Origin of the sequence: Bacillus sp. AFS073361 (genome assembly GCF_002567005.1) — a bacterium.
Taxonomy (GTDB): Bacteria; Bacillota; Bacilli; order Bacillales; family Cytobacillaceae; genus Neobacillus.
This window is the reverse complement of sequence record NZ_NUZU01000004.1, coordinates 315,359-341,069: the sequence shown is the minus strand read 5'-3', so window position 1 is coordinate 341,069 and position 25,711 is coordinate 315,359. Positions and strand designations below refer to the sequence as shown.

24 protein-coding genes are annotated in these 25,711 nt (G+C 39.6%); 12 read left to right on the top strand and 12 right to left on the bottom strand.

Annotated elements, in window-relative coordinates; all coding sequences use genetic code 11:
• Window positions 1–2: 2 nt before the first annotated feature.
• The 3 genes from COJ96_RS03655 to COJ96_RS03645 form a co-directional block, all read right to left on the bottom strand.
• Entirely contained in the window at window positions 3–524 is a 522-nt protein-coding gene (locus COJ96_RS03655; RefSeq protein WP_098571631.1) for a PadR family transcriptional regulator, read from the bottom strand.
• Between the two features lie 128 nt (window positions 525–652).
• On the bottom strand, window positions 653–2,068 hold the full coding sequence (locus tag COJ96_RS03650) for an FMN-binding glutamate synthase family protein (protein ID WP_098571630.1): 1,416 nt from the start codon (window positions 2,066–2,068) through the stop codon (window positions 653–655).
• A gap of 2 nt (window positions 2,069–2,070) precedes the next feature.
• Window positions 2,071–3,483, bottom strand: a complete 1,413-nt coding sequence (locus COJ96_RS03645; RefSeq protein ID WP_098571629.1) for an FMN-binding glutamate synthase family protein — start codon at window positions 3,481–3,483, stop codon at window positions 2,071–2,073.
• A gap of 161 nt (window positions 3,484–3,644) precedes the next feature.
• Between COJ96_RS03645 and COJ96_RS03640 the strand changes: the two genes are divergently transcribed.
• Together COJ96_RS03640 and COJ96_RS03635 are read left to right on the top strand one after the other, a co-directional pair.
• Entirely contained in the window at window positions 3,645–4,391 is a 747-nt protein-coding gene (locus tag COJ96_RS03640) for a YqjF family protein (protein WP_098571628.1), read from the top strand.
• 114 nt (window positions 4,392–4,505) lie between these two features.
• Window positions 4,506–5,015 carry a hypothetical protein gene (locus COJ96_RS03635; RefSeq protein ID WP_098571627.1) on the top strand — a complete coding sequence of 170 codons (510 nt, stop codon included), beginning with the start codon at window positions 4,506–4,508 and terminating at the stop codon, window positions 5,013–5,015.
• A 61-nt stretch (window positions 5,016–5,076) separates the two neighbouring features.
• On the opposite strand, the gene COJ96_RS28430 is transcribed toward COJ96_RS03635, so the two are convergent.
• Window positions 5,077–5,235: a hypothetical protein gene (locus COJ96_RS28430; RefSeq protein ID WP_180229969.1), complete on the bottom strand. Its 159-nt coding sequence runs from the start codon at window positions 5,233–5,235 to the stop codon at window positions 5,077–5,079.
• Between the two features lie 374 nt (window positions 5,236–5,609).
• Between COJ96_RS28430 and COJ96_RS03630 the strand changes: the two genes are divergently transcribed.
• From COJ96_RS03630 to COJ96_RS03620, 3 genes are all read left to right on the top strand, one after another.
• Entirely contained in the window at window positions 5,610–6,797 is a 1,188-nt protein-coding gene (locus COJ96_RS03630; RefSeq protein ID WP_098571626.1) for an amidohydrolase, read from the top strand.
• 122 nt (window positions 6,798–6,919) lie between these two features.
• Window positions 6,920–7,855, top strand: a complete 936-nt coding sequence (gene hprK / locus COJ96_RS03625; protein WP_098571625.1) for an HPr(Ser) kinase/phosphatase — start codon at window positions 6,920–6,922, stop codon at window positions 7,853–7,855.
• Between the two features lie 110 nt (window positions 7,856–7,965).
• On the top strand, window positions 7,966–9,108 hold the full coding sequence (locus COJ96_RS03620; RefSeq protein ID WP_098571624.1) for a glycerate kinase: 1,143 nt from the start codon (window positions 7,966–7,968) through the stop codon (window positions 9,106–9,108).
• Window positions 9,109–9,238: 130 nt separating this feature from the next.
• Here COJ96_RS03620 and COJ96_RS03615 read toward each other — a convergent pair whose 3' ends face one another.
• The 3 genes from COJ96_RS03615 to COJ96_RS03605 form a co-directional block, all read right to left on the bottom strand.
• Entirely contained in the window at window positions 9,239–10,030 is a 792-nt protein-coding gene (locus COJ96_RS03615; protein WP_098571623.1) for a 3D domain-containing protein, read from the bottom strand.
• A gap of 216 nt (window positions 10,031–10,246) precedes the next feature.
• Complete coding sequence (locus COJ96_RS03610; RefSeq protein ID WP_098571622.1) at window positions 10,247–10,837, bottom strand: 3D domain-containing protein; 591 nt, start codon at window positions 10,835–10,837, stop codon at window positions 10,247–10,249.
• 363 nt (window positions 10,838–11,200) lie between these two features.
• The gene (locus tag COJ96_RS03605) at window positions 11,201–12,118 is read right to left on the bottom strand and encodes an aldo/keto reductase (RefSeq protein ID WP_098571621.1); all 918 of its coding nucleotides are present in this window, start codon (window positions 12,116–12,118) and stop codon (window positions 11,201–11,203) included.
• 324 nt (window positions 12,119–12,442) lie between these two features.
• On the opposite strand from COJ96_RS03605, the gene COJ96_RS03600 reads away from it, so the two are divergent.
• Window positions 12,443–13,987 carry a flavin monoamine oxidase family protein gene (locus COJ96_RS03600; RefSeq protein ID WP_098571620.1) on the top strand — a complete coding sequence of 515 codons (1,545 nt, stop codon included), beginning with the start codon at window positions 12,443–12,445 and terminating at the stop codon, window positions 13,985–13,987.
• Between the two features lie 81 nt (window positions 13,988–14,068).
• Here COJ96_RS03600 and COJ96_RS03595 read toward each other — a convergent pair whose 3' ends face one another.
• Together COJ96_RS03595 and rluF are read right to left on the bottom strand one after the other, a co-directional pair.
• Entirely contained in the window at window positions 14,069–14,608 is a 540-nt protein-coding gene (locus COJ96_RS03595) for a helix-turn-helix domain-containing protein (RefSeq protein ID WP_098571619.1), read from the bottom strand.
• 32 nt (window positions 14,609–14,640) lie between these two features.
• The gene (rluF, locus tag COJ96_RS03590; protein ID WP_098571618.1) at window positions 14,641–15,348 is read right to left on the bottom strand and encodes a 23S rRNA pseudouridine(2604) synthase RluF; all 708 of its coding nucleotides are present in this window, start codon (window positions 15,346–15,348) and stop codon (window positions 14,641–14,643) included.
• Window positions 15,349–15,612: 264 nt separating this feature from the next.
• On the opposite strand from rluF, the gene COJ96_RS03585 reads away from it, so the two are divergent.
• The 3 genes from COJ96_RS03585 (at window position 15,613) to COJ96_RS03570 (ending at window position 20,017) form a co-directional block, all read left to right on the top strand.
• Window positions 15,613–16,800 carry a L,D-transpeptidase family protein gene (locus COJ96_RS03585; RefSeq protein ID WP_098571617.1) on the top strand — a complete coding sequence of 396 codons (1,188 nt, stop codon included), beginning with the start codon at window positions 15,613–15,615 and terminating at the stop codon, window positions 16,798–16,800.
• A 1,418-nt stretch (window positions 16,801–18,218) separates the two neighbouring features.
• Window positions 18,219–19,400: a ParM/StbA family protein gene (locus COJ96_RS03575; RefSeq protein ID WP_098571615.1), complete on the top strand. Its 1,182-nt coding sequence runs from the start codon at window positions 18,219–18,221 to the stop codon at window positions 19,398–19,400.
• A gap of 11 nt (window positions 19,401–19,411) precedes the next feature.
• Window positions 19,412–20,017 carry a hypothetical protein gene (locus COJ96_RS03570; RefSeq protein ID WP_098571614.1) on the top strand — a complete coding sequence of 202 codons (606 nt, stop codon included), beginning with the start codon at window positions 19,412–19,414 and terminating at the stop codon, window positions 20,015–20,017.
• A gap of 238 nt (window positions 20,018–20,255) precedes the next feature.
• On the opposite strand, the gene COJ96_RS03565 is transcribed toward COJ96_RS03570, so the two are convergent.
• Window positions 20,256–20,381, bottom strand: coding sequence for a DUF4023 domain-containing protein (locus tag COJ96_RS03565; RefSeq protein ID WP_098571613.1), 126 nt, complete (start codon window positions 20,379–20,381; stop codon window positions 20,256–20,258).
• A gap of 158 nt (window positions 20,382–20,539) precedes the next feature.
• Here COJ96_RS03565 and COJ96_RS03560 point away from each other — a divergent pair, with 158 nt between their 5' ends.
• A complete protein-coding gene (locus COJ96_RS03560) occupies window positions 20,540–21,481 on the top strand; it encodes a phosphotransferase family protein (protein ID WP_098571612.1) in 942 nt (313 codons plus the stop codon).
• A 41-nt stretch (window positions 21,482–21,522) separates the two neighbouring features.
• Here COJ96_RS03560 and pepT read toward each other — a convergent pair whose 3' ends face one another.
• Together pepT and COJ96_RS03550 are read right to left on the bottom strand one after the other, a co-directional pair.
• Window positions 21,523–22,755: a peptidase T gene (gene pepT, locus COJ96_RS03555; protein ID WP_098571660.1), complete on the bottom strand. Its 1,233-nt coding sequence runs from the start codon at window positions 22,753–22,755 to the stop codon at window positions 21,523–21,525.
• A 249-nt stretch (window positions 22,756–23,004) separates the two neighbouring features.
• Window positions 23,005–23,991: a nuclease-related domain-containing protein gene (locus COJ96_RS03550; protein ID WP_098571611.1), complete on the bottom strand. Its 987-nt coding sequence runs from the start codon at window positions 23,989–23,991 to the stop codon at window positions 23,005–23,007.
• Between the two features lie 196 nt (window positions 23,992–24,187).
• Between COJ96_RS03550 and COJ96_RS03545 the strand changes: the two genes are divergently transcribed.
• Together COJ96_RS03545 and COJ96_RS03540 are read left to right on the top strand one after the other, a co-directional pair.
• Window positions 24,188–24,814 (top strand): TetR/AcrR family transcriptional regulator, encoded by a 627-nt coding sequence (locus tag COJ96_RS03545; RefSeq protein ID WP_098571610.1) that lies wholly within the window; start codon window positions 24,188–24,190, stop codon window positions 24,812–24,814.
• A gap of 12 nt (window positions 24,815–24,826) precedes the next feature.
• The gene (locus tag COJ96_RS03540) at window positions 24,827–25,711 is read left to right on the top strand and encodes an ABC transporter ATP-binding protein (RefSeq protein ID WP_098571609.1); all 885 of its coding nucleotides are present in this window, start codon (window positions 24,827–24,829) and stop codon (window positions 25,709–25,711) included.

The window sequence follows — 25,711 nt, the reverse complement described above, 5'->3', positions numbered from 1 at the left end:
AATTATTCCAAATGAGTGGCAAGCTTTCCTATCGACTTTTCAAGGAAGGCAACCTCTGCTTCTAACATTGCCATTTTGTGTTCTACCGCAAGATTGACTCCCGATCTTTCTCCGTGAGATGGGGTTTGTTTGATGAGTTCTAATAACTTCTTATTATTGTTTAATCGTTCCTCCAACGCAGGTATTGTTTTTTCTAAAGGGAGAAAATCAATAAACATTAACCCAATATCTCCATGATAATTCACACTTTCGGCTGAAGATAAATTATTCAATAATAATTCGTAAAAATATTCTTTACCACTATCATTGATAGAGTACACTTTTCGCGTCGGTCTGTTTCCTTCTTGCTCCAACTGAATGTCAATATATCCGTTATGACTGAGTTTATCTAAAGTGGCGTAAGCAGTAGGTTTTTTCATATCTGTAACTGCACTTAAGTTTCTCTCTATAAATTCATTGATTTGGTATCCATGTTGACTTTGGCTCATGAGCAATCCAAGCAAAATAAGCGTGCGTTGTTCCATTGAGATACCCCTTTCTGCTGTCATCTCTTGGAATATATTTTCTCGTATATTTTATTGATAGTCAATTGAGTGCTTACCAAAACTATTCTCTTGAAATAAACCGATTTGCGCCTAGTCTTATTTCTCGTCTATTGCTCAAGTTGTGTGTCTTCCCATGGCCTAAAGGAAAAGGGAATTCCAACCATTTTAGCTGTTAATTCATCATAGGATACTAAGTCTTTTTTGGATAATTCTTTTAAGGATCGTTTTCCTATTGCTCTTAATGCCATTTTCATTTCTTCTACACTCGCGGTTAAGAATTTTTCCGCTGTCTTTTCCCCTTCTTCGGTTTTAAATTGATCCTTGAATTTGCCATCATACCATATAGCTTGTGTAGGAGGTTCAAATGGGAGGGCATTCAATACTTGATCATGAGCAAGAGCAAACAACATGGCAGAGCCTAAATATACAGCGTCAGCTCCGAGTGCAAGCACTTTTAAGAAATGACCGGGTACTAAAAGTCCTCCTGAAACGATTAAACTAATCTTTCCCTTCATTTTTCTTTTTTCTAGATGATTCACAGCTCTAACTACCGCATGTAAGGTCGGGATTCCAAAGTCATCAAATAATATAGGCGGTGCCCCATGCATGGCTGCTTGGCCGCCGTCAATGGCTATAAAATCAATTCCCATTAAGATTAAATGATCAATGTCTTCTTCAATTTTTCCACCTGCGCCAATTTTGACCCCTATCGGAACACCGCCTGATCTTACACGAAGCTCCTCCACAAGTAGCTTTATGTCTATTAACGTTTGATTTTCATAAAAGTTTTCATAAATGACCGCTTCCTCATTTTCCTTAAGTCCCATTACTTTACGGGCACGACCTGTTAAATTCTGCGGAGCGATTTTCTTCCCCATTCCCGCTATTGCACCTTGGCCTAATTTAATTTCTATCATGTCTGCCCGGTTAAATAAATGTTCCTCTTTTGCCCAGTCTGTTTTAGAAAATTGTAAAATATACTTTCCGGCAGCGTCTAATTCTTCGGGTAAGATTCCACCTTGCCCTGAATTGATCGCCGTTCCGGTCTTTTTAGCTGCCTTTGCTAAAGACAACCTTGCCTGTTCAGTAAGTGAAACCCCGTAACCCATGCCACTAATCATAAGCGGAATTTTTATATCCATTGGCTTTTTTGCCTTTGGACCAATGGTAACAGATATATCTACATCTTCCTCACCATCAACCGGAAATGGTGATGTCTGTGCAGGGATAAACGTAATAGGATCCAAATTTGGCCATTTTTTAGAAGAGCCGCCAAGAGGACGATCCAGGACAGTCCCTGTTTCTGCCCGCAGGCTATTTTCTATCATATTTTGAACGCCCATATGCCGGAGACCTGGCATCAACTCCATCACATTTTCTTGATAACTGTCGGATAAAATAATTTTTCCGGCCTTTTTCACCATGAGTTTCATGATCCAGCGCCAGCAGATGAGCATGAATATCAACACGACAAATAAAAGAGTAACCATTGTGAAAGTCAGATAAAATAATAGGTTCGGCATAGTCATTTCTCCAATTGTTTGTCTTCCCATGGTTCAAAGGAAAATGGAATTCCAGCCATTTTGGCAGTCAATTCATCGTAAGAAACCAAATCCCTTCTCGATAACTCTTTTAAAGAGCGTTTTCCCATTGCCCTTAATGCCATTTTTATTTCCTCAATACTTGCTGTTAGAAATTTCTCCGCCGATTTTACTCCTTCTTCAATCTTAAATTGATCCTTGAATTTCCCTTGATTCCAAACCACTTGTGTAGGCGGTTCAAACGGAAGTGCCTTTAATGATTGAGGGTGCGAGACGGTAAACAACATAGCTGATCCTACATAGACTGCATCGGCTCCGAGGGCGAGCACTTTTAAAAAATGGCCGGGTACTAGCAGCCCGCCAGAGGCAATTAAACTAATTTTTCCCTTCATGCCTCGCTTTTCTAAATGATTAGCAGCCCTGACAATTGCATGAAGTGTTGGAATTCCGACGTCATCAGATAAAATAGGAGCGGCGCCGAGTGTTGCTGCTTGTCCTCCATCAACCGCAATATAGTCAACACCAATGTAGATTAAATGATCAATATCTTCTTCAATTTTTCCGCCGGCCCCTATTTTTGCCCCAATGGGAACACCACCTGTAATGCTCCGAAGCTCATCAGCAAGTTCTTTCAAATCATCCAGCGTTTGGTCTTCAACAAAATTATCATAAATGACGGCATCTTCATTTTCCTTTAACCCCATCAGTTCACGGGCACGACCCGTTAAATTTTTCGGAGATATTTTCCCGCCTGTCCCCAATAGTGCCCCTTGTCCCAGCTTAATCTCAATCATATCGGCCCGCTTAAGTAGATCTTCTTCCTTTGCCCAGTTTGTTTTGGAGAACTGTAAAACATATTTTCCGCCTATATTTATTTCCTCAGGCAGGACGGCCCCTTCACCGGAATTAATGGCGGTTCCAACATTATTCGCAGCATTAGCTAAGGAGAGTCTCACCTCTTCACTAAGTGCGATTCCATAGGCCATTCCGCTGATCATTAACGGGATTTTTATTTTCATTGGCTTTTTAGCCTGCGGCCCAATGGTTACTTGCACATCTACATCATCTTCACCGTCAATTGGAAATGGTGATGTTTGGGCAGGGATAAAAGTAATTGGATCTAAATGCGGCCATTTTTTTGAGGACCCCATCGGGCGATGGAGGATATCGCCTGTTTCTGCCCGCAGACTATTTTCAAGCATATTTTGTATGCCCATATGTCTGAGTCCCGGCATCAACTCCATCACATTTTCTTGATAACTGTCAGATAAAATAATTTTTCCCATATGCTTCACCATCAGCTTCATGAACCAACGCCATCCAAAAAGCATGAATATAAAGGTGATAAAAATAATCGCTACCATTCCAAAAGTTAAGTAATAAAGGATAATCTCCATAGTTATTGCTCCATATTCCACAAAAGTTAATAATAAAACCAATTATTCTTAGTATAGTCAAAAAAAGGAAAATATTATAAATCAAGATAGTATTTTTAAAATCGTATGAAATTATCAAATTACTCCAAACTATATACATATAAAAACAGGGGGATTATTGGATGAATATAATGAATGATATTGGTCACCGAGCTTGGCCATTACCATCAAAAAACTGGATTATGCGACAAACTTGGAGAAATCTATTGTTTTTACATTGGCCCATTCCACTTCATTTACTACGGCCGCATATTCCTTCTTCTTTACAAATTGATACTTTTAATGGCTCCGCATGGATAGGTGTCATTGTATTTGTATTGGAGGGGATCTTTCCCCGTGGATTATCTTCTATTTCTCTTACGCCCAAATTTCCAGAAGTTAATGTAAGGACCTATGTTACATGCGATGGAAAACCTGGTATTTATTTTTTATCTATTGATGTTGAGAACTGGGCTTCATTAAAGATTGCAAAAAGGTGGTATCATTTACCTTATTATTCCGCACGAATTTCTCTTCGAAAAGAAGGACAATCCTTTCATTTTCATACCAGTCGGAATGGTAACGTTGATACTCCTATTTCATTTAAGGGGAAGTATGAACCGGTATCGGAGATTTATTCTCCAATGGAAGGAACGCTGGACCATTGGCTCACTGAGCGGTATTGTCTCTATAGTTCGAATAATGGAGTCAACGTTTATTGTGGTGAAATACACCATCTGCCTTGGCCTTTGCAAAAAGCAGAAATAGAGATAGTTGAGAATAGCCTTTTTTCTCCATTTCAGTTTGAACTTTCTCAAGTTCCTCCGATCGCTCATTTCTCCACAGGGGTTGATTCGTTAGTGTGGAATATTAAGAAAAAACGAATCTAGTAAAACAAAACGCAAAAGGAAAAAATATTTAATTATGTATATTTTGGCCAATTGGGATAAATTATATATTTGTGGTAATTATTACTGAAAAGTATCAATTTGAGGGGGAACCCAATGGTTAAGCATAAAACAAAAGTTGCATTCTCTTTAGCCACATTAATACTTCCGTGGCTCACCGTTCCGTTTATGGGGAAAAGAAGTTTTTTTAGATTTTTACCTGTGGCAAGTTTTGTCAATTTAGTTATAAGTGCATTTAGTCTAATTTGTTATAGAAAAAAATGGTGGGTCACGAAAAATCCTATCTCTCCTGGTCCGATCGATTTCACCTATATATTGGGTCCTTATTTTGTAGCTACATTGTGGATTTTTAAATTAACATTCGGAAATTTCCCCAAGTACTTACTTACAAATATGGTATTGGATGTCATTAATGCTTTTCCTTTACCTTACATAGGGGGAAAGTTTGGAATTATCAAATTCATTAAGATGAAACATACTGCCTGGTATTTTATTTGTGTTTTCTTAGCGATCATTATTTATGGCTTTCAGTATATGGTAGAACAATCAATTAAGAAGGCGGGCATTTTTTCTGGAAGAAGGCATAGCGGTCTAGACAATAGATAAAAAAAGGACAAGTCGTTAGCAGGTCAATTGACAACTAACGGCTTGTCCATTTTTACATATGTTAAGCTACTCCCTGCTGGAAACAAGGATCATTGTAGTAAATTACTTCAGATAGAATTTTACTACCCTTCATATATTTGAGAGCCTCTCTTGCTGCCTCTTCCGTTTCATATTCAAACATGGAAATATTCGAGTCTAAGTAACGAGTGATGATCCACATAGTAATTCCTCCTATTTAATAAATAATTTCTGTCCAACAGACAGATGTCTAAAACCTGGCTAAAGATATATAAGATATGTTTAACCTCAAGGATGATTTAGCATGATGAAATTAGCACTCTAAAATTTAATGAAGTAACTATTCCTTTCCTCACACCAATAATAAAGCAAAAGTATAAAAAAATAAAATGCTATAAAATTATAATAACAAATAAAAAAAACTTATATGGAAAAATATAGAAATTTAGTGCCTGACACCTAATTGCAAACAAAGAGCCCTTCCATTTGTTGTATAAATTTCCTGAGTGAATCTTACCATAAAGAGAGGTAGTTTTACTTTGGTAGATAGGTCATAAGATGGGAAGGGAATATTTCATGAAGAAACAATTAATGGAGATGCTAGAAGCGCGGAAAGATGAAATGATTCAAATTCGCCGTTATCTGCATGAAAATCCTGAAGTTTCATTTAAAGAAGAAAAAACGGCGCAATATATTTTAGACTTTTATAAGGGAAAGAATGTTGAATTTCAGTCCAATGTTGGGAATGGTCATGGGATTATCATCACAATTAAGGGTGGAAAGCCAGGGAAAACGATTGCCCTTCGTGCTGATTTTGATGCCCTTCCGATTCTAGAGGAAACAGGACTGCCCTTCAAATCTAAGAATGAAGGTGTCATGCATGCCTGCGCACATGATGGGCATACCGCCTATTTAATGATTCTTGCGGATTGCCTTATTCAATTAAAAGATAAAATACCAGGCACCATCAAAATTATTCACCAGCACGCTGAGGAAGTGCCGCCGGGCGGTGCCAAAAGTATCGTTGATTCCGGAGGGCTTGCTGATGTTGAAAACATTTTTGGGATCCACTTACTTCCCATGGCTCCTGCTGGTCATGTAGGCTATCACAGTGGTTTTTCTATGGCGGGAAGATCCTATTTTAAACTGAAGATTCAAGGAGTTGGCGGCCACGGCTCTTCCCCACACGCAGCAAATGATGCTATCGTCGCTGGCGCTTATTTTGTTACGGCGGTGCAAACGATTATCAGCCGCCGCCTAAATCCATTTGATATGGGGGTTATTACCATTGGTTCCTTTGATGGAAAGGGTACCTTCAATGTCATAAGGGATTGTGTTGAATTAGAAGGTGATATCCGCTACATGACTGGGGAAACAAAGGAAATCATTGAGAAGGAATTACGCAGGATTGTTAAAGGAATTGAAACCGAATTTGGTGTACAATGCGAGTTAACCTATACCTCTGATTATCCGCCCCTTTATAATAGCCCAGAGGTAACTTCAGCAGTGAAAGAAAGCTTGGAAAATGCGAATGATCCCGATATTAAGCAAGTTGCCCCATTCCCTATGATGTCACCATCTGATGACTTCGCTTATTATTTAGAAAAAATCCCTGGATGTTATTTTTATATCGGATGTACGCCAAAAGGTGTGGAAAAGCCATATTTCAATCATAATCCAAAATTTGATATTGATGAAGATGCACTGATCGTAGCTGCTAAATCCGTAGGCTATGTAGTTTGCGGGTACTATGGGTTAGAATGATTTCCCTAGTGGAAGGTGTTGGATTTAATCCTGACTTTCAGGAATTCATTCATAAATGGATGACTGTTCTATTATTCTTCAGTATAATTCAACTATAGGAAGATATTAGGACGGTGAATAGGGTGAAAAAAATAACAGTTGAAAACTTGGTTCGGAAGTTTTCATTGAAAGTACTGGCCGGTGAAGATCAACTGCAAAAAATGATAACGCAATCACGGGTTCATCGCCCAGGCTTGGAATTTGTTGGCCATTTTGATTTTTTTCCAACAGAACGAGTTCAAATTTTAGGGAAAAAGGAAATTACTTATTTACATAAGTTAAGTAAAGAGGAACGTAGAATACGAATTGGAAATATTGTTCATTATCATCCACCATGTTTTATCGTTACAGCTGGCGAAGAAGGACTTACCTATTTAACCCATCATTGTGTTGAACAAGGTATTCCTTTGTTATTGACGAATAAACCAGAGATAACATCAGAATTTATTACCAAATTAGATGCATTTTTAGTAAAGGAATTAGCACCAGAAATCTCTGTGCATGGAGTTTGTATGAATGTGTCTGGTATTGGAATCTTACTTCGCGGAAATTCAGGGGTAGGAAAAAGTGAGACGGCCCACACGTTAATTCGCCGGGGACATCGGCTTGTTTCGGATGATATTATTGTCCTAAAGAAGCTTAGTCCGCAAACGATTCTGGGCACTCATGATGGGAAAACCAAGGAGTTTTTGGCTCTTCGAAGTATTGGCTTGTTAAATGTGGTTCGCCTATACGGCCGTAAGGCGTTTCAAGATGAAACCCGTATTGCTCTTGATATTCATTTAACTAAATGGGAAAAGGATGCCTTATATAATGATCTGGATCAGGAGTTCCACTTTACAGACTATATGGGTGTTAAGATTCCCTCAATGGAAATTCAGCTCCAGCCTGGACGTGATGTGGCGGGGTTAATTGAAGCAGCAGCAAATAACTGGTATTTGAAGCAGCAAGGTTACAGTGCAGCTGAAGAGTTCATGAGCAGGATTGAGGCCGATATTGTAAACTCTGGTATGGAATAACGATTGAAATATTAGTTTGATAGAGAACCGTTGTTTAAGAGAGTTGGTCATCATCGCCATGATGATGGCCAACTCTCTTACATCATATAAAACGTAAAGGACAGATTATTATGAAGTTTGTGTTAGCGCCCGATTCATTTAAAGAAAGCATGACGGCGAAGAAGGCTGCCCTTGCAATGGAAAAAGGGGTGAAAGCTGTTTTCCCTGACGCAGAATGCGTCATTGTACCCATGGCCGATGGCGGGGAAGGAACAGTAGAGTCCCTCGTAAGTATGACCAACGGAGAAATGATAAAGACAGAAGTCATTGGTCCATTAGGAGAAAAAGTGATTGCGGAATATGGCCTTTTAGGTGAAGGACAAACGGCCGTGATTGAGATGGCCAGTGCAAGTGGTCTTGAATTAATCAAACCAAAAGAAAGAAACCCGTTACTGACAACAACCTATGGAACAGGTCAATTAATCAAACATGCTTTAGACAAAGGTGTAAGGCGCTTCTTAATTGGAATTGGCGGAAGTGCCACCAATGATGGCGGGACAGGAATGCTGCAAGCGCTGGGAGTTTCATTTAAGGATCAGGCTGGAAATGAACTGCCTTTTGGCGGGGGAGCATTACAGCAACTGCATTCCATTGATATGAGTGGATTAGATGAACGGATTAAAATGGTTCATATCGATGTCGCTTGTGATGTCACCAATCCACTAATTGGTGACTATGGCGCCTCAGCTATTTTTGGTCCTCAAAAAGGAGCAACTCCGGAAATGGTAAGAGTTCTTGACCAAAATTTGGCACATTTTGCTGATGTGATTAAAAAACAATTAGGTGAAGATATTGCCCAGTTGGATGGTGCTGGAGCTGCAGGCGGACTTGGTGCGGGGCTAGTGGCTTTTTTAAATGCCCAGCTAAAAAAAGGAATTGATCTGGTCATTGAATATACAGGCCTCGAGGTGCAAGTCAAGGAAGCAGACTATGTTTTTACAGGGGAAGGCAGCATTGATGGCCAGACCTTGTTTGGTAAAACACCTTATGGCGTGGCTGCGATCGCTGAAAAATATTCCGTTCCGGTGATTGCGTTTGCCGGCCGAATTGGCGATGGAGTAGAGTCCCTATACGACAACGGGTTTACTGCCATTATCGGGATCTTAAAGGGTGTGACTACATTAGAGAAAGCACTCGAATGTGGGGAAGAAAACTTAGCTTTTGCGGCAGAAAATGTATGCAGGGTATTGAATACGTTCGGCATAAGGTTTTAAAAGAATATCCTGGTTTTAACAAAAGGAATAATAGGTGGATTTTAAATCATGGGGCTGGGCATCAAAAATTTGAAAATAAAAAAGTTGAACCGTTTTGATTAGGTTCAACTTTTTTTATTTTTTAGACAGATTAGTCTATAATAGTTACCTTTAATTGTTTTACACCAAACTCAACGGCATCTTGATGGGAAGGAATAAAAACATCAATTCTGTTTCCTTTAATTGCACCGCCAGTATCTCCAGCGATTGCTTCACCATAGCCTTCTACATACACTTTACTGCCAAGTGGTATAACAGATGGGTCAACGGCAATCACTTTCTTATCTGGGTTTGCCTTTAGGTTAATTCCAGTAGCGGTAGTGCCAGAACATCCCTCACATGAAGCTGTGTAAGCTGTAGCTCTCACAGTTATTTCCTTTGAACTCTTATTCTCTGTTGACGCAGCTTCCACCTTAGGTTCACTTTCCTTTGGTGCCTGTGCAGTCGGCTTTGCAGGTTCTATTTGTACGGCTTCCTTGATTGGTTTTTCTGTTACAACCTTAGAAGAAGTTGTTGTAGTAGTATTTAAACCCTCATAGATTAATAGATTTAATCCAGGATGGATGAGATCGGTAGTTAATTTGTTCCATTCTTTAAGTTGCGGAACAGTTACTTGATAATCCATGGCGATGTCCCATAATGCATCACCTTTTTTAACAGTATAATGTTTTTCTGGAGCAATTGTTAATTGATCACCAGGGAAAATTAGGTCTGAGGTTAGATTATTCACCGTTTGGATATTTTCTAAAGATATATTATTTTCGCGTGAAAGATCCCAAAGGGTATCCCCTTTTTGTACAGTAATCGTTGCAGCTTGTACATTAGCACTTACAGTTACTGAGAGTACAGCAACTGCTAAAATTGATAGTATTCTTTTAAGCATTTCTTTTACCCTCCATGTTCTTTGGTTGCTAAGTTTTCTAAATAGTAACATAGAATTTTCTGAAACAAAGAACAGGGAGATGTTAAATCGTTTACATACATGGCATTTATATTGCAATAATATTTCTAAGGGCAAATAAAAAACACTGCTACACTATAGGAAAAAGTAGTGTCTGCAGTGTTTTGTCTGGATATTTGGACGGTTCTCTCTTTGGTGTTAATTTAAGATAGTCACCTTTAATTTTTTTACACCAAAATCAATCGCATCCTGTTCAGATGGAATAAACACGTCAATTCGATTTCCTTTGATTGCGCTGCCTGTATCTGCGGCAATCGCTTCACCAAAGCCTTCTACATAAACCTTACTGCCCAGAGGAATGACAGATGGGTCAACAGCGATGACCTTTTCATCTGGGTTATCTTTGATATTAATACCGGTCTTGGTAATTCCTGAACATCCTTCACATGAAGCTGTATAGGCAGTGGCCTTCACGGTAATTTCCTTTGCACTTTTACTTTTACTTTTACTGCTAGTTACTTTTATGACAGGTGTACTTTTCTTTTTTGCATGTGCAATAACGGGCTTTGCAGATACCGGGAATGGTTCAGTAACGGCTGGTGCCGCAGGATTCACAGGTATATCTGTTTCAAGCATATCCGCATCCTTTTGGATATTTTCTAAGGTTTGATTATATTGATCCCATCGGGTATTGTCTTGTTTTACAGTTATCGTTGCGGCTTGTACATTAGCACTGACAGTTACTGAGAGTACAGCAACTGCTATCAATGTTTTAAATGTTTTTAGCATTGTTTACCCTCCCTGTTCTTTTGGCAGCTAATTTTTCCTAATCGTAACATGGATGTTGCTGAAACAAAGAACAGGGAAATGTTAAAAGCTTTACATCTATGGCAATTATATTGCAATAATATTTCTCAGTTTACCTAATAATCTGAAAATAGGACTATTTTACTGCCTTTAAATGATAAGGGCCCAGTAGTGACAACCACTGAGCTTAATTTCCGTTTATTACAATTATGTTACAAATTACATAAGAATCATCATCTAACAACGGATAATGGGTATATTTACCTACAAATTTTAGTCCGATTTCATTTCTCCGATGTTCTAATCAGCACATTAACGTCTCATGGTATTCGACAAAGCGTTACTTTACGGAAGAATATTGCCGGCGGCGCGATAAATACGATACCATTCCTCACGAGTTAATTGTATGTCACTTGCTTTGCAGCAGTCCTTTAATCTGTCGATATTCATTGTCCCGATGACTGGCTGCATATGGGCTGGATGGCGTAGTAGCCAGGCGATTGCGATGGTAGTGCTGCTGACTCCATATGTAGCGGCAATTTCATCAATCTGCTGGTTCAATTCCGGAAACTTTTCGCTTCCAAGGAAAACGCCTTCAAAGAATCCGTATTGGAATGGGGACCAGGGTTGGATGGTGATATCGTTCAAACGGCAATAATCGAGAACGCTTCCATCCCGGTTTATCGCAGAATCATTCTCCATGTTGACATTAATTCCATTTGAGATCATTGTAGCGTTCGTAATACTTAATTGCAGCTGGTTAGCTACGAGTGGCTGCTTCACAAACTTTTTAAGCAATTGGATCTGCATTGGATTTTGGTTGGAAACGCCAAAATGACGGACCTTTCCAGAAGTTTCAAGGATATCGAAGGCCTCAGCCACTTCCTCAGGCTCGACAAGTGCATCCGGGCGATGCAAAAGCAGGACATCGAGATATTCAGTCCTCAATCGTTTTAATATCCCATCGACAGATTCCAAAATATATTCTTTAGAAAAATCAAACATGCCCTTACGGATCCCGCATTTAGATTGCAAAATAATGTTCTCGCGAATATCTGCATTCATGTGGATCGCATCTGCAAAAATTTCCTCACATACGCCGCCGCCATAAATGTCGGCATGATCAAAGAAGTTTGCCCCTTCTTCTAAGGCAGATTGAATAAAATGCTCTGACTCTTTCTTCTCTAGCGAGTTAATACGCATACACCCAACAGCTACGACGGGCACTTCTAAAGAACTGCTTCCGAGTTTCATGGTTCTCATCAACTATTTCCCTCCAATATGTGATTTTTGGTGAATGATGCCGATATGTAAATGGATTATTTAATTTTTGCTTCCGGCAACATTACCAGACCCATTCCCTCCTTATTTTGTCACACACGATGAATGTATAGCAATTTTTTAACACAATAGGAGTTTCTATTTCTGTAGAAGCAACAGTTTTTTTCGGGAATAAAATTATTAAGGAACCGGCTACTTGTCTCAGGCAGATTAAAACGCAGTGCATATTTTATTGATAAGTACTATCCGGCGATAGTTAATCAATCATTTAGCAAGGCTTATTTTTGCAAAAGGGGCTGGTTTTTCTTGGCACGAACACCATTAGCAAGTATACTGCAGAAATCATTTGCGATGGCAGGTATTGAAATGGACAAACAATCTGGTACTGGACAAGCTTTTACACTAAAACATAATAATTCACAAGATACTTTTCTTACACACGATATGGTGCATAACGGTGTGCAATTGAATCAAAGGATTGTCATTGTGGGAGCAGGTTTGGCGGGTCTTACATGCGCGTATCGTCTAAAACAGGCGGGGATCATAGCAACAATTTATGAAGCGTCTGAACGGGTTGGCGGACGTTGTTGGACAAGGAGGAATTATTTCAAAGACGATCAAATGGTCGAACGAGGCGGGGAATTGATAGATACGTGCCATACGGAGATCCAGGACATTGCGAAAGAATTAGGCTTAAAATTAGACCATTTAATCATGTCAGAGGCCATTGGTACCAAGCCATTTTATTTTTTTGATCAACGTCCGTATTCCTTTCAGGAAGTAACCGATGATTTTATCAAAATCCTCCCCCAACTACAAAGGGATCTGAAAGAAGCGGGTGAAACGACTCTTTATAATTGTTATACGGAACGAGGATATGAGCTGGATCATCTGTCGATTGTTGACTATATCAATGAAACGGTACCTGGAGGCATCAGTTCTCGTTTTGGCAAGCTATTAGCCTTGGCCTATACCGTTGAATTTGGAGCAGACGCCAGTGAGCAGAGTGCACTAAATCTTCTTTATATGTTAGGGGCTGTAGAAAAAATGAACTTTCAAATGTACGGCGATTCAGACGAATGTTTTCATATTTGCGGTGGCAATGATCAAATTCCCTCCTTATTAGCAAAAAAGCTTCAAGAACAAATCCATTTTAATGCTGAACTAATCAAAATAGACCAACACAGTCATCATAAGATAAAGCTCGTTTTTAAAAATAATGAAAAAGAATGGGTGGTCTTAGCGGATAAAGTAATTCTTGCTATCCCATTTAGTATTTTAAAAACGATAGATTATCAGAATGCAAGATTTTGCCCATTAAAGGCGGTGGCGATTGAAGAGCTTGGAATGGGCATCAATACAAAGCATCATGTTCAATTTACCAATCGATTTTGGAACGAACTTGGAAATAATGGCGAAACATTTGCGGATACAGGCTATCAGCAAACGTTTGAATCATCACGGGCTCAACCAGGTCAATCGGGGATTCTGGTTAATTATACAGGAGGTGAAAATGCGGCTCAGCAATTTGCGGTCACAGATGAAAAGTTAACAGAGACGACGCGTAACTTTTTGGACAAACTAGAACCTGTATTGCCAGGCAGCGTTAATAATTGGAACGGGCTAGCAACCATCGACCATTGGCTTAGTAATCAATGGAGCAAAGGGGCCTATTCGTATTGGAGGGTAGGGCAGTATACGAAATTTGCTGGTATTTTAGGGGAACGGGAAGGGAATATCTTTTTTGCCGGTGAGCACACATCAATCAAGTATCCAGGGTATTTGAATGGTGCAGTCGAGACGGGTGAGAGGGCTGCACAAGAGGTCATCCAAGATTTGAAAATACAGTAGGAACATAAATAAAAGGCTAACATATATGGAAGCTGCTTGTTCCTATTTGTCAGCCTTTTTTTGAATAGGGAGTGGGTTACATTAAAAAATGTCTCTTAGTTCACTATCAGAATAAATCGAAATGAGGACAACTGCTTTTCCATCACCAATATTTTTAACAAAATGGGGTACACTAGCGTTCCAGCTAAAGGAATCCCCTTCTTCAATGATCATGGAGTCCTCGCCTTGTTCTGCTAGGACTTTTCCCTCTAACACCAAATGACACTCTTCTCCTTCATGAGCATTTAATTCACCCATAGAAGCGCCAGCAGGAAATTCGACAAGCATCATTCTTAAGCCGCCTTTAGAGGTTAAATGTTCGATCTTTAAGTGGTTAAAAGTGGAATGAGTCCGTTCATTTTTTCTAACAACCCGCATATGCTCTTTTTTTTCTAATAATAAATACGGTAAAGGAACCCCAAGAAAGGTTGCAATTGTTTGCAGCGTGCTAATAGATGGAGAGGTATTATTGTTTTCAACATTGCTGATAAATCCTTTAGACAGCCCTGTTCCTTCACACATTTGCGCAATGGTGATTCTCTTTCGATTTCGTATCGCACGAATTTTTGCTCCGATTTCCAAATGATTCACCTCTGGTGATCGTATATTCTAGCTTACCATTCTTTCGGCTGGTAATTTAAGTCAGAAAATAATTGATTCTTTTCTTTTTTCGATAAGTCACGCCATTGTCCAATTGGCAGGTTGCCTAAATGGATGTTCATGATCCTTGTCCGCTGTAAGCGGACAACCCCGTAGCCGAGAGCTGAGCACATCCGGCGGATTTGGCGATTTAACCCTTGTGTTAAGATGATTTGAAATACATATTTAGATAGTTGGGTTACTTTACATGGAAGGGTTTTTGTATCGAGAATTTCAACTCCGGCCGCCATCTTCTGTAAAAATTCAGGAGTAATCGGTTTGTCGACGGTAACGATATATTCCTTTTCATGCTTATTTTCGGCACGTAAAATTTCATTAACTATATCACCATCGTTCGTTAGAAGGATGAGTCCGTCAGAATCCTTATCCAATCGCCCAATATGGAAGATTCGTAAGGGATGATTGACTAAATCAATGATATTTCCCTTGATATGCCTTTCCGTCGTACTCGTAATTCCGACCGGTTTATTTAAGGCAATATAGACATAATTATGGGCAACTTTAATCTGGCTCCCGTTGATTCGAACATCATCCCCCGGTTCCACTTGACTGCCCATTACCGCCACTTGCCCATTAATCGTAACCTTTCCTTCACTAACTAACTTATCGGCCCCTCTTCTAGATGCCTTCCCAGACTCGCTAATAAACTTATTAATACGCATGATACACACCCTAAACGGAGAATTGTATTTTTACCATACCCAACTGCCATCGTTTTTTCAAGTCCTTCTGGTGCCTGACACCAGGTAGAGGAGATATTTATCTTTTAATGTAGAGAGAAGATTGTCGAATAGAGAGAGAATTTCCGATTAAATTTCTTAAAAAACAGGTAAGTAGGATTACTTTTCCTTTGATTTTTTGACAAAATATTCTGATTACGTATGTTACTTTTATTAGTAATAATGACATAAATTGGGGAGATTACGATGAAAAAACTTTCTATTATTTTTGTTTTGTTATTTAGTTTATTCCTATTTACGAGTCAAGCAGATGCTAGTGGCGGTTCACAGCTAATTATTATTAATAAGAAGACCAACACTCTTGCCTTTTATGATAGTGGAAAACTAGTTAAAACATTTAGAGTGGCTACAGGTCGAACCAGATCACTTACTCCGGAAGGCAAATTTCGAATTGTTACGAAAATCGTTAATCGGCCCTATTATAAATTGAAAATCCCAGGGGGAGATCCACGGAACCCTTTAGGTAACCGCTGGATGGGATTGGAAGCAAGAGGAACCTATGGGACAACCTATGCAATTCATGGGAATGCCAATGAAAATTCAATCGGTACCTACGCCAGTTCAGGCTGCATTCGGATGCACAATTCAGAAGTACGCTGGCTCTATAGTCACGTTAGTAAATATACATCAGTTATCATCACCCATACCGATAGCAGCTTTGATTCCATTGCCAAAGCGAACGGATACGGGAACGGCTGGGCTGAACTAAGCGGGAACAAGTATTATTATGTTGATGGTGAAGTAAAAACCGGCTGGCAATCGATCAGTGGGGAAAGCTATTTCTTTAATGATAAAGGGGTTATGCAGACTGGCTGGCTTACCCAGAATGGACAGAAATATTATCTCAATAAAAAAGGTGTCATGAAAACCGGCTGGCTCGAAAAAGACGGTAAGAAGTACTATCTCGACCAAAGGGGTGTGATGAGAAAGGGCTGGATTGCTGACAACGGAAAGAATTATTATCTCGACAATAAAGGGGAGCTGCAAACCGGCTGGTTATCGCTGGATGCGAATCGGTATTATCTTGATCAAAGCAGTGCAATGAAAACAGGTTGGCTTGCTGATAGGGGAGAATGGTACTATTTCGATGATACAGGGCTGATGAAATCAGGTTGGATCAACTCTGAAGGCAGATGGTATTTCCTTAATGATCAAGGTGTAATGAAAAATACACTGGAACTCGTTAACAATAGTCAGTGGGATTATCTCGATAAAAGTGAGAAAACCGAATTGGAGGGGGCAAATGTTTTAGCAGAAAGGTACAAATTAACCAGCCATGAGTCCGTCGTGACTGGCTGGTTGAATTACAAGGAGAAATGGTATTACCTTTACGTAAGTGAAGATATGGTTGCCAGTGCGATGAGTGAAGGGTGAATAGAGTTGATGGGATAAATTACCTTATAGATTAATAGACTTCTGGAAGCGCCCCCATGGGGTGCTTTTTTTGTAATATAGACCTAAAAAAGAAAGATAAATTGCTGGTTTACATTTTTGTCTACATGTTTACATTATGTATACTTTTTGTTTACAAAAGCGTAAACATGTAGACAAACTCGTACACATCAAGTAATAGCGCTGTGTATACAGATTTGTAATCTTTGTTTACAAATATCTTAATAACATTGGGACAATAAAATAACGTTAGTTTACTGATTACAAAGGGAAATGGTATTACCACTATGTTCGTGGAAATTTGGATGCTGGCGTCATAAATGATAGATAAAGGACTATCCCCTTTTCCCTTCATTTGATGATTATGTTCAACTTCTATGGAGTATGTATGTGTGAATGAGTAAGGATTAAAGAACAAAGACTTGAGGTTTTTTAAGAAGTTATAGGACTTGTATGCAAATTTGTAGACGTGTTTACCAATTTGCTTACCTGTTTACGTTTTGTATACTTCGTGTTTACAAAAATGTTTTCAAGTAGACAAACTGGTATACACCGTATAACCAAACCAAGTATATTTGGTTGTTATTATTGAATACAGAAGTTTGATAACGTTATTGTGTGAATTCAAGTTGGATAGCGAGGTTAGAGGAATGTTATTCTTCCAATCCTACATCATGAAAACGCTCAGGGCAGCTCTGAGACAAATGGGAAAGCTGCTACTTCTACGTATGAAAGAGGTAGAAAGAACACTCAGGCTCTCCTCAGCAAAAATCAGTGGGGATCATCTCAATAAAGATGACGGAAATGAATTCAAATGGGTCAGATTTATTTAAGGAAAAGTACAAGGATATTTTTTGGGGTTAAAGGTCACTTTGTCACGAAGTTGTTGGAACGGTAATCCTCATATAAGGTTTATACAGCTTATATCTTAGTAAGGATAGTTTGGTCTGCTAGGTCGATGAGTTTAGGTCAGTACACTATGCCCCCTTTTCTTCCTCATTATCCTAGAATCGGTAAGGCTCAGCTTTGATGGTATGATTTTTTTGTCTAGAACTATACTTAGTGAAATAGTGAATCAACCATGAGGAATTATGGTAAGTTTACATTATTGTGTACTTGTTTACAAAGTTGTATACTTAATGTTTACAATTATGTGTACATGTAAACAAATCCGTACACACTCTGATATGAAGCTTTGTATACAGATTTGTCATTGGTGTTTACAAAAATGTATACAACGTACTAAAGTTTACATATTGTTTACATCATTACAGTTATATTTTTTTTTGCTGAGAAATCTTGAAGAATCTATTAATCTTCTATAACCTAAGAGAAGGAACTAGAATTACATACCCAGTATAAAAAATAATAAATCTATAAATTGAAAAGGAATGATATTAATGACTAAATCCAGAGTTGCAGCTATTGATGTAGGGAATGACTCTATTAAGGCCATTTTCGGAGAACTTGAATATGAATTAAATATTCCTAACATTATTGCTAGAGATACAGAAGATCGACCTGTTATTGGGATTGAAGAACTTGATAATAAAAATCCATTAGATGGCATTCACATCAAAGTCCACTCCCCTGCTTTAAAAGAGAACAACGGAATTTTCCGTATTGGTAATCTAGCTACTAAAAGTATTAATGCTACTGAGTTAGACCCTGGCAGCAGCAAGTCAGAAGAAGATCAAACATTAATCATGCTATTTGCAACATTAGCTTTAGACGCAGTAAGGGAAAATAACTCAAATGCTTTCCCGCGCACTAAAAATATAATTGATGCCAATTATACGTTAGGAACAGGTCTTCCCCTTCGCGAAGTAAAAGAAGGAAAAGATGCAGGCTACCGCTCTAAACTAGTAGGTTCAGTCCATCAAGTTGAATTCCTTGTCACTCCAAAGTACCAAGGGTTAAAAGTTAATATTAAATTTGATGAAGTAAAAGTATATCCTGAAGGTTTCGCCGCATTTATCAATCTTGTTTTGGATAATAGCGGGAAAATCATCAATAAGGATCTAATTGATAAGCGCATCTTAATTCAAGATATCGGTGGATTATCAACAGATATCGCTGTCATCAAGAATCGTAATGTTGATGATGATAAAGCCCAAGGGTTTAATCTAGGGGTTTCAGAATCATTAGAAGCAATTCGCGAAGAGATTAGAACAAAGCATGGCGTTGAGCTCGATAGCCGCCGTGATGTAGTTGAGATTATTACGAAGAAAAGTGACCGCAATCATATTATGGTAAAAGGAAGCCGGACAAGCGTGCATGATATTACCGACCGCATCCTGCTTGATCTAGCTAAAAAGCAATATCGTTTGCTGCGTAATGTTTGGCAGAGAAACTCCCAAACAGAAATTTGCTACTTTGTTGGCGGCGGAGCTAATGTCTTAAAGGAATATCTTAAAACGTTAAACAACAATTTAGACGGTTACAATATTGATTTCTTTGAAGATGAGAAAGAAAGTATTTGGATGATGGCTAACGCTTATTATAAACTCATCATCGACTTTGTTCGAAAGTCAGAAAAACAACAACCAGCGCCTAGAGTTGAACCTGTAAAAGCTAAATAAGGTGATTATATATGAAAAAGCCAGCCTCAAATGAGGTTCAGAGGGGTCAAGCTATATCCTTTCGCATCCCCTCTGATACACCTGACCATATCTTAAAGCATTTACAAAAGTTGAAGGATACAGAGCGAAGGAATTTTTCTAGTAAAATTGCCGAGTTTGTGATGCAAGGTGTGAGTGGTTCTGTTTCGCGGGAAAAGGAGACCATTACGATCCCCCTCCCCCACAAGTTAACGAAAGCCCAGCGGAATTGGTTGAAGCATGAGCATTCAGAAGCCTTGCTGGGAAGTATTCTTTATCAGCTGATTTCTGATCCAGTTCGTTCGACTGCACTGCTGGCATCATTAAACAGTCATTCAATCGATATCGATGAAGCTTTGTATCTTCAGGAAGAAGTATTTCCCGAGAAACTCCAAAAAGATGACAGTTATCTTCAGATTGCTGCCGGTAAGGAGGATCCGCCATCCCCTATCGACTTAAGTGATATGGATGATGACCTCAGTGATTTTGACTGGGAAGATGCAAAAGAAAAGCAGCCTTCACCTGAAGAAGAGGAAACTGAAGTCGAGTTGGATATCGACGACCTACTTGGTGGTTTTCTTGCAAACATGAATAAGTAATTTAAAAGGGCCAGCCTCACCGTATCGCGTGAGGCCGGCCCTTTTCTTATTATGAGAAAAGTATAAGTTTTTGAACTTAGATTACTGTCTAGCTCCAGCGCCCTAGCGGCTAGTGTCCTTCGCTCTCCGCCCTACGATAAGTCAACATCGAATCGCCTCCGGCTCTTCGTGTTTCCTTTATCTCAGTTGGAGCGCTCCAGGCCATACGCCGCTGACCAGGGCGCTTGCGCTTTTCTCATTAATGCTGTTTATTCGGCATTCTCTGGCTTTTTTGACTCGTTGCTTGACGTTGTTTATTTTTCTGATCTTTTGCCTGCTTTTCATGGAGCTGTTCTACAAACTCATGTGTGCTACGGTTATCCATTCTGCCTAACCTCCTTGAAAAAATCGAACCAGTGTTATTTTGACCAAGCTGTTTGAAAATATTCAGTAATGCATTTCACTTGTTTTGCATAAAGATTACCAATATATTTTTAGTAAAAATAACTCTATTAAACTATTAATAGATTTGGTGGTGTGTTAATGGAGCTGCCTAACAATATTGTTGAGGCCAACGGGGGTTTAAATGAGAAGTTAATTTTGAAAAAGGAAATCCTTTATAAAGGAATGAATGGGAGATTTGTCGAAAGATTTTATCTGACCCAGGATTCAAGCTATATTTTTAAGCCACTAACAAATAATGGTCAATTAGGCAAAGAGGTCTGGGTTTATGAACATATCCTTCCCCATTTCCCAGCCATTTTTCCAAGAATTATTTCTTACTCCATAAATGACTGCACCGAACTGAACTGGATGATTCTTGAGGACCTCGGCCAGCTCTCGCATGAATTTAATGAGGAGATAGTATTAGATGTTATAAAGTGGACTGCATGGTGGCATTCTCTCCCGGTTGAACAATTGGGGAATGTACCACTTAATGGACTGAAGCCAAGAATAGAGGAAATTATAGCTGAGGTCTTTGGTAAGAAGAATGAAGTATATCGTTTAATGTCTGATTTGACCATGAAGCAGGAACTCGTCGATGCTATTTTTGAGAAACTAAGTGATTGGCAGTTGTCAAAGCTTCAAGTGTTGACCCATGGCGATTTACATACCGGAAATTTTGCAGTTGCTGGTACCGAATTGAAGATCTTAGACTGGGAGCACGCCCATCTTAATTCACCACACTGGGACCTGTACCACCTGATTGATATGTCCCATCCTCTTTTTCCAAAAAAAGTGACAAGTCCATTGCGGGAAAGAATCTTGAGAACGTATCTTGATCTGGTTACATATGAGCATGACCGGGAATGTTTTTTTACGGAGTATTATTTAGTGGCAACTGTGTTTTCGATTTGGATGCTGTTATTGATACAAAAGGATCTAAAGGGAAATGGCGGGAAATGGTCTGTTGAGCAGCTAAATAATCAGTTGGAAGAAACGGTGTCAAGTCTTCGACAATGTACCGCAGCACTGTTTTTATGAAAGAAAGCTCACTTTGAGTTAGTCAAAGCGAGCTTTTTTAGTTACGCTTTTTGTTCCGTTAATTTGATGATTTCAATGACAGTGTTAGTGGCCTTGATCATATTATCCACGGAAATAAATTCAAATTTACCGTGGAAATTTTCCCCGCCAGTGAAAATATTCGGTGTCGGCAGACCCATATAGGAAAGCTGTGAGCCATCGGTGCCGCCACGGATTGGTTTAACAATTGGCGTAATGCCAAGGCTCACCATCGCTTCATGAGCAATATCAACAATTTCCATCACCGGTTTAATTTTTTCACCCATGTTGTAATATTGATCATTGAGTTCGAGTTGAATGGAGTCGCTGCCGTATTTGGACTTAAGCTCACTCACGATGCTTTCCATTAATGTCTTACGAGCCTTGAAATTGTCCATATCATGGTCTCTGATGATGTAGTGGAGCTTGGTCAGTTCTACATCACCATTGAATGCTAATAGATGGAAGAAGCCCTCGTATCCTTCGGTATTTTCTGGTACTTCCTGGGCTGGGAGCTTGCTATGTAATTCCATCGCAATTTTCATCGAGTTGACCATTTTGTCTTTTGCGGAGCCTGGGTGAATGTTGTTTCCTTTGATTGTGACTTTTGCCGCCGCTGCGTTGAAGCTTTCGTATTCTAATTCTCCGAGCGGACCGCCATCAACGGTATAAGCATGCTTGGCATTGAACGCCGCAACGTCAAACTTATGTGGTCCCCTGCCGATTTCTTCATCTGGGGTGAACGCAACGCGGACCTTACCGTGTTTAATTTCTGGATGATTCAACAGATAAGCCATGGCGGTCATGATTTCGGTAATGCCGGCTTTGTTGTCTGCCCCTAGCAACGTTGTGCCGTCTGTTGTGATCAGGGTGTGGCCTTTATAGTCAGGAAGGCTTGGAAAATCCTTTGGTGACATCACGACTTTAAGGGCCTCGTTTAAGATGATTTCGTTCCCATCATAGTTTTCAACGATTTGCGGGTTCACGTTTTTCCCAGTAAAATCTGTTGCTGTATCAACATGGGCGAGGAAGCCAATCGTTGGGACTTCTTTATCTGTGTTCGACGGTAAGGTCGCCATCACATAAGCATTTTCATCAATCGTGACCTCTTGCATCCCAATCGCTTGCAATTCTTCAACAAGCATGCGGGCTAGTGTCCACTGACCTTCGGTGGATGGACAAGTTTCGTTGTTTTCATTGGACTGGGTGTCCACTTTAACATAGGAAGTAAATCTTTCAATCAGTTCGTTCTTCAATTCCACTACACTCCTCTTAATTGAGTTGAATTCATGACTATCATATCACTATGGGAGAGCGGTTACACGTTTTGTAGTGAGTGGTGGGCGGGTTAGTGGCGGATGACGGGACTTTACTGGCTGATAGCGGTAACTTACTGGCGGATAAGCCCACATTACTGGCGAGAGCGCAAATAACTGGCGGATAGGCACCAAATACTGGCGGATAAGCCTCTGTTACTGGCGCATAGAAATCATTTACTGGCGACATTACGGAACAATAATCGTCTCCCGATCATTGGTTTGGTTAGTAGATCTTAAATCCATAAAATAGTACCGATCTCGATAGGTTCCCTCACTTTGCATATCCATACTCAGCAAAATACGCTTGGCTGCATGAATATCATCCACCCCCAAAAACTCCCGGCACTCTCGATTTGTGATTGTTCGCTTAAATATCAAAAACCACTCGCGTAATGTCCTTTGGTGGGCAATGTGGTCGACCGCACCGCAATGCGGACAGCACCATGTCCGGGGCTGCTTAATCATGCCAAATCTCCCGCAGGTCACACACCTTACACCAGGCTGAAAATCACCGAAAGGAATACCATAAGTTTCACATAGTGGTTTAGGAATAAAAGGTCGATGACTTTTCAAAAGTTCTGCAGATAGCCAGTTAAAGGTTTCGTGGTCCAACTTATTTCCATGTTGTGGGATGCTTTTCAAAAAAGAGGGAATCAAACCGGGGAATAAGATGTTTGTGTTCTTAGGGGGAACGGCCACAATTTGTTTAGGGTAGGCCAATACAACGGCACCAAATATCGGGATATCAATATTTCTATCCCATAGCCAATCACTAATTAGTTCGCGTTTATGCTCCAATTGGACAACCGGGCTCTCATACCCATCCTGGTGTCCATCCTCCTTTGTGCGGATCAATTGGGGCGGTTTATCCTTGAATTCCAGGACCCCGCCAATATTCTTCACCTCTAAAACTGTACCAAACCAAGGAGTCAGCACAAAGGAATCCATTTGGAAATGCTCGCGCCATGCAGGAGATAGATCGTGGAAAATATGGTGTTCATCAGAAAACGGGTGCTTCCGGAAGACTTCTGCCACCCTCTCCTCTCCACCAATCCCCGCCTCGACTGAGCCTCGCTTTGCCGCCAAAACCGACTGTAGCGAATGGTCAACGGCTAACCGCTGCTGCGCGGCAATTAATCCTTCCAACGTCAATGATGCATCTAGGTCTTTCATTAAAATTGTCCATCACCTCACAAAACAGTACCTTCACCCTGCATCGTAGCACATCCCCAAAGGCCATACTATACATCAACTGACCATTTCATAATTTTGTAAAAAATATAGCTTGACCACTATTGACCAGTTGAGTCAACGGGAGTACAATGTGATTGACTGATGTGGTCAATGCAAAAAAAGGAGGGCCGCAACCATGTTTTCGAAGTTTCTCAACTTAGATAAAGAAAAACAAGATCGAATAATAAATGCTGCCATTAAGGAATTTGCCGGGAAAGGATATGACCGGGCATCGACGAATGAAATTGTCAAAGAAGCAGGTATTTCCAAGGGATTGCTGTTTCATTATTTTCAAAACAAGAAGCAATTGTTCCTTTATGTCTTTGATTACTGCTACGAACTGATCATCGACGAATTTTACAAAAAAATTAATCTTCAAGAGACGGATTTCTTTATCCGAATGCGTCAAGCCATCATCGTTAAAATGGAAATGCTCTCAACTTATCCAGATATCTTGAAGTTCATGCAAGAGGTATTTATGGACGAATCGGCTGAAATAAAGGCTGAGTTTGATAAAAAAAAGTCAGAACTGACGCATATCAATATTGAAAAGGCGTATGAGGGGATTGATTATTCGAAATTTAGGGAGGATGTCGATCTCAAGAAAATCATAAAAATGATCAGTTGGACATTTGAAAAAATGAGTGATGAAGCGATAGAAAAAGCAAAGTTAACCCCCGGCCACGAGATCGATTATCAAAAAATCCAAGCCGAAGCAGAAGAGTATTTTGAGGTCATGATTAAATGTTTTTATAAACAGTAGGAGGCTGTCACAATGAATGTTATTGAAATTAACCATCTTACCAAGACCTATGGGAAATCAAGAGGGATTACTGACATTAGCTTTCATGTGGAAGAAGGCGAGATTTTTGGATTCATTGGCCCAAACGGTGCAGGTAAATCAACCACCATTCGGACCCTCCTGTCGCTGATTTACCCAACCAGCGGCAGTGCTGCCATCTTTGGTAAAGACACCGTTCAATTTGCGCCTGAAATTAAAAAAGAAATTGGTTATTTGCCTTCTGAAGTTTTTTACTATGACAATATGAAGGTTAAGGACCTATTAAAATATTCAGCTAGTTTTTATAAAAAAGATTGCAGTAAAAGAATCAAAGAATTAGCTGCGATTATGGACTTGGATCTTAATAAGAAAATTGATGATCTTTCCTTAGGAAATAAAAAGAAGGTTGGCATTGTTCAAGGGCTGCTCCATGAGCCAAAGTTGATTATTCTCGACGAACCAACTAGCGGCCTTGACCCGCTTATGCAGCAGAAATTCTTTGAGCTCTTAGAAGAAGAAAATAAAAAAGGGGCTACCATTCTTTTTTCATCACACATCCTCAGCGAAGTGCAGCGTTTATGTAACCGGGTGGCGATCATTAAAGAAGGTAAGATTGTAACCGTTGAAAAGATTAGTACCTTACAAGAAAACAATTATAAGAAGTTTAAAGTGGAAACGAAAGTGCCGCTCGATACGGACCCTTTCAATATCAGTGGCGTCAACAATTTAGAAGTCAAAGGCAACATCATCAGCTTTTTATTTAAAGGGAATATTAATGCCATCATGAAAAAACTTGCCGATATTGAACTCGTGAATTTATGGATAGAAGAGCCAGACCTTGAGGAGATCTTTATGCATTATTATGAGAAGGAGGCCTAG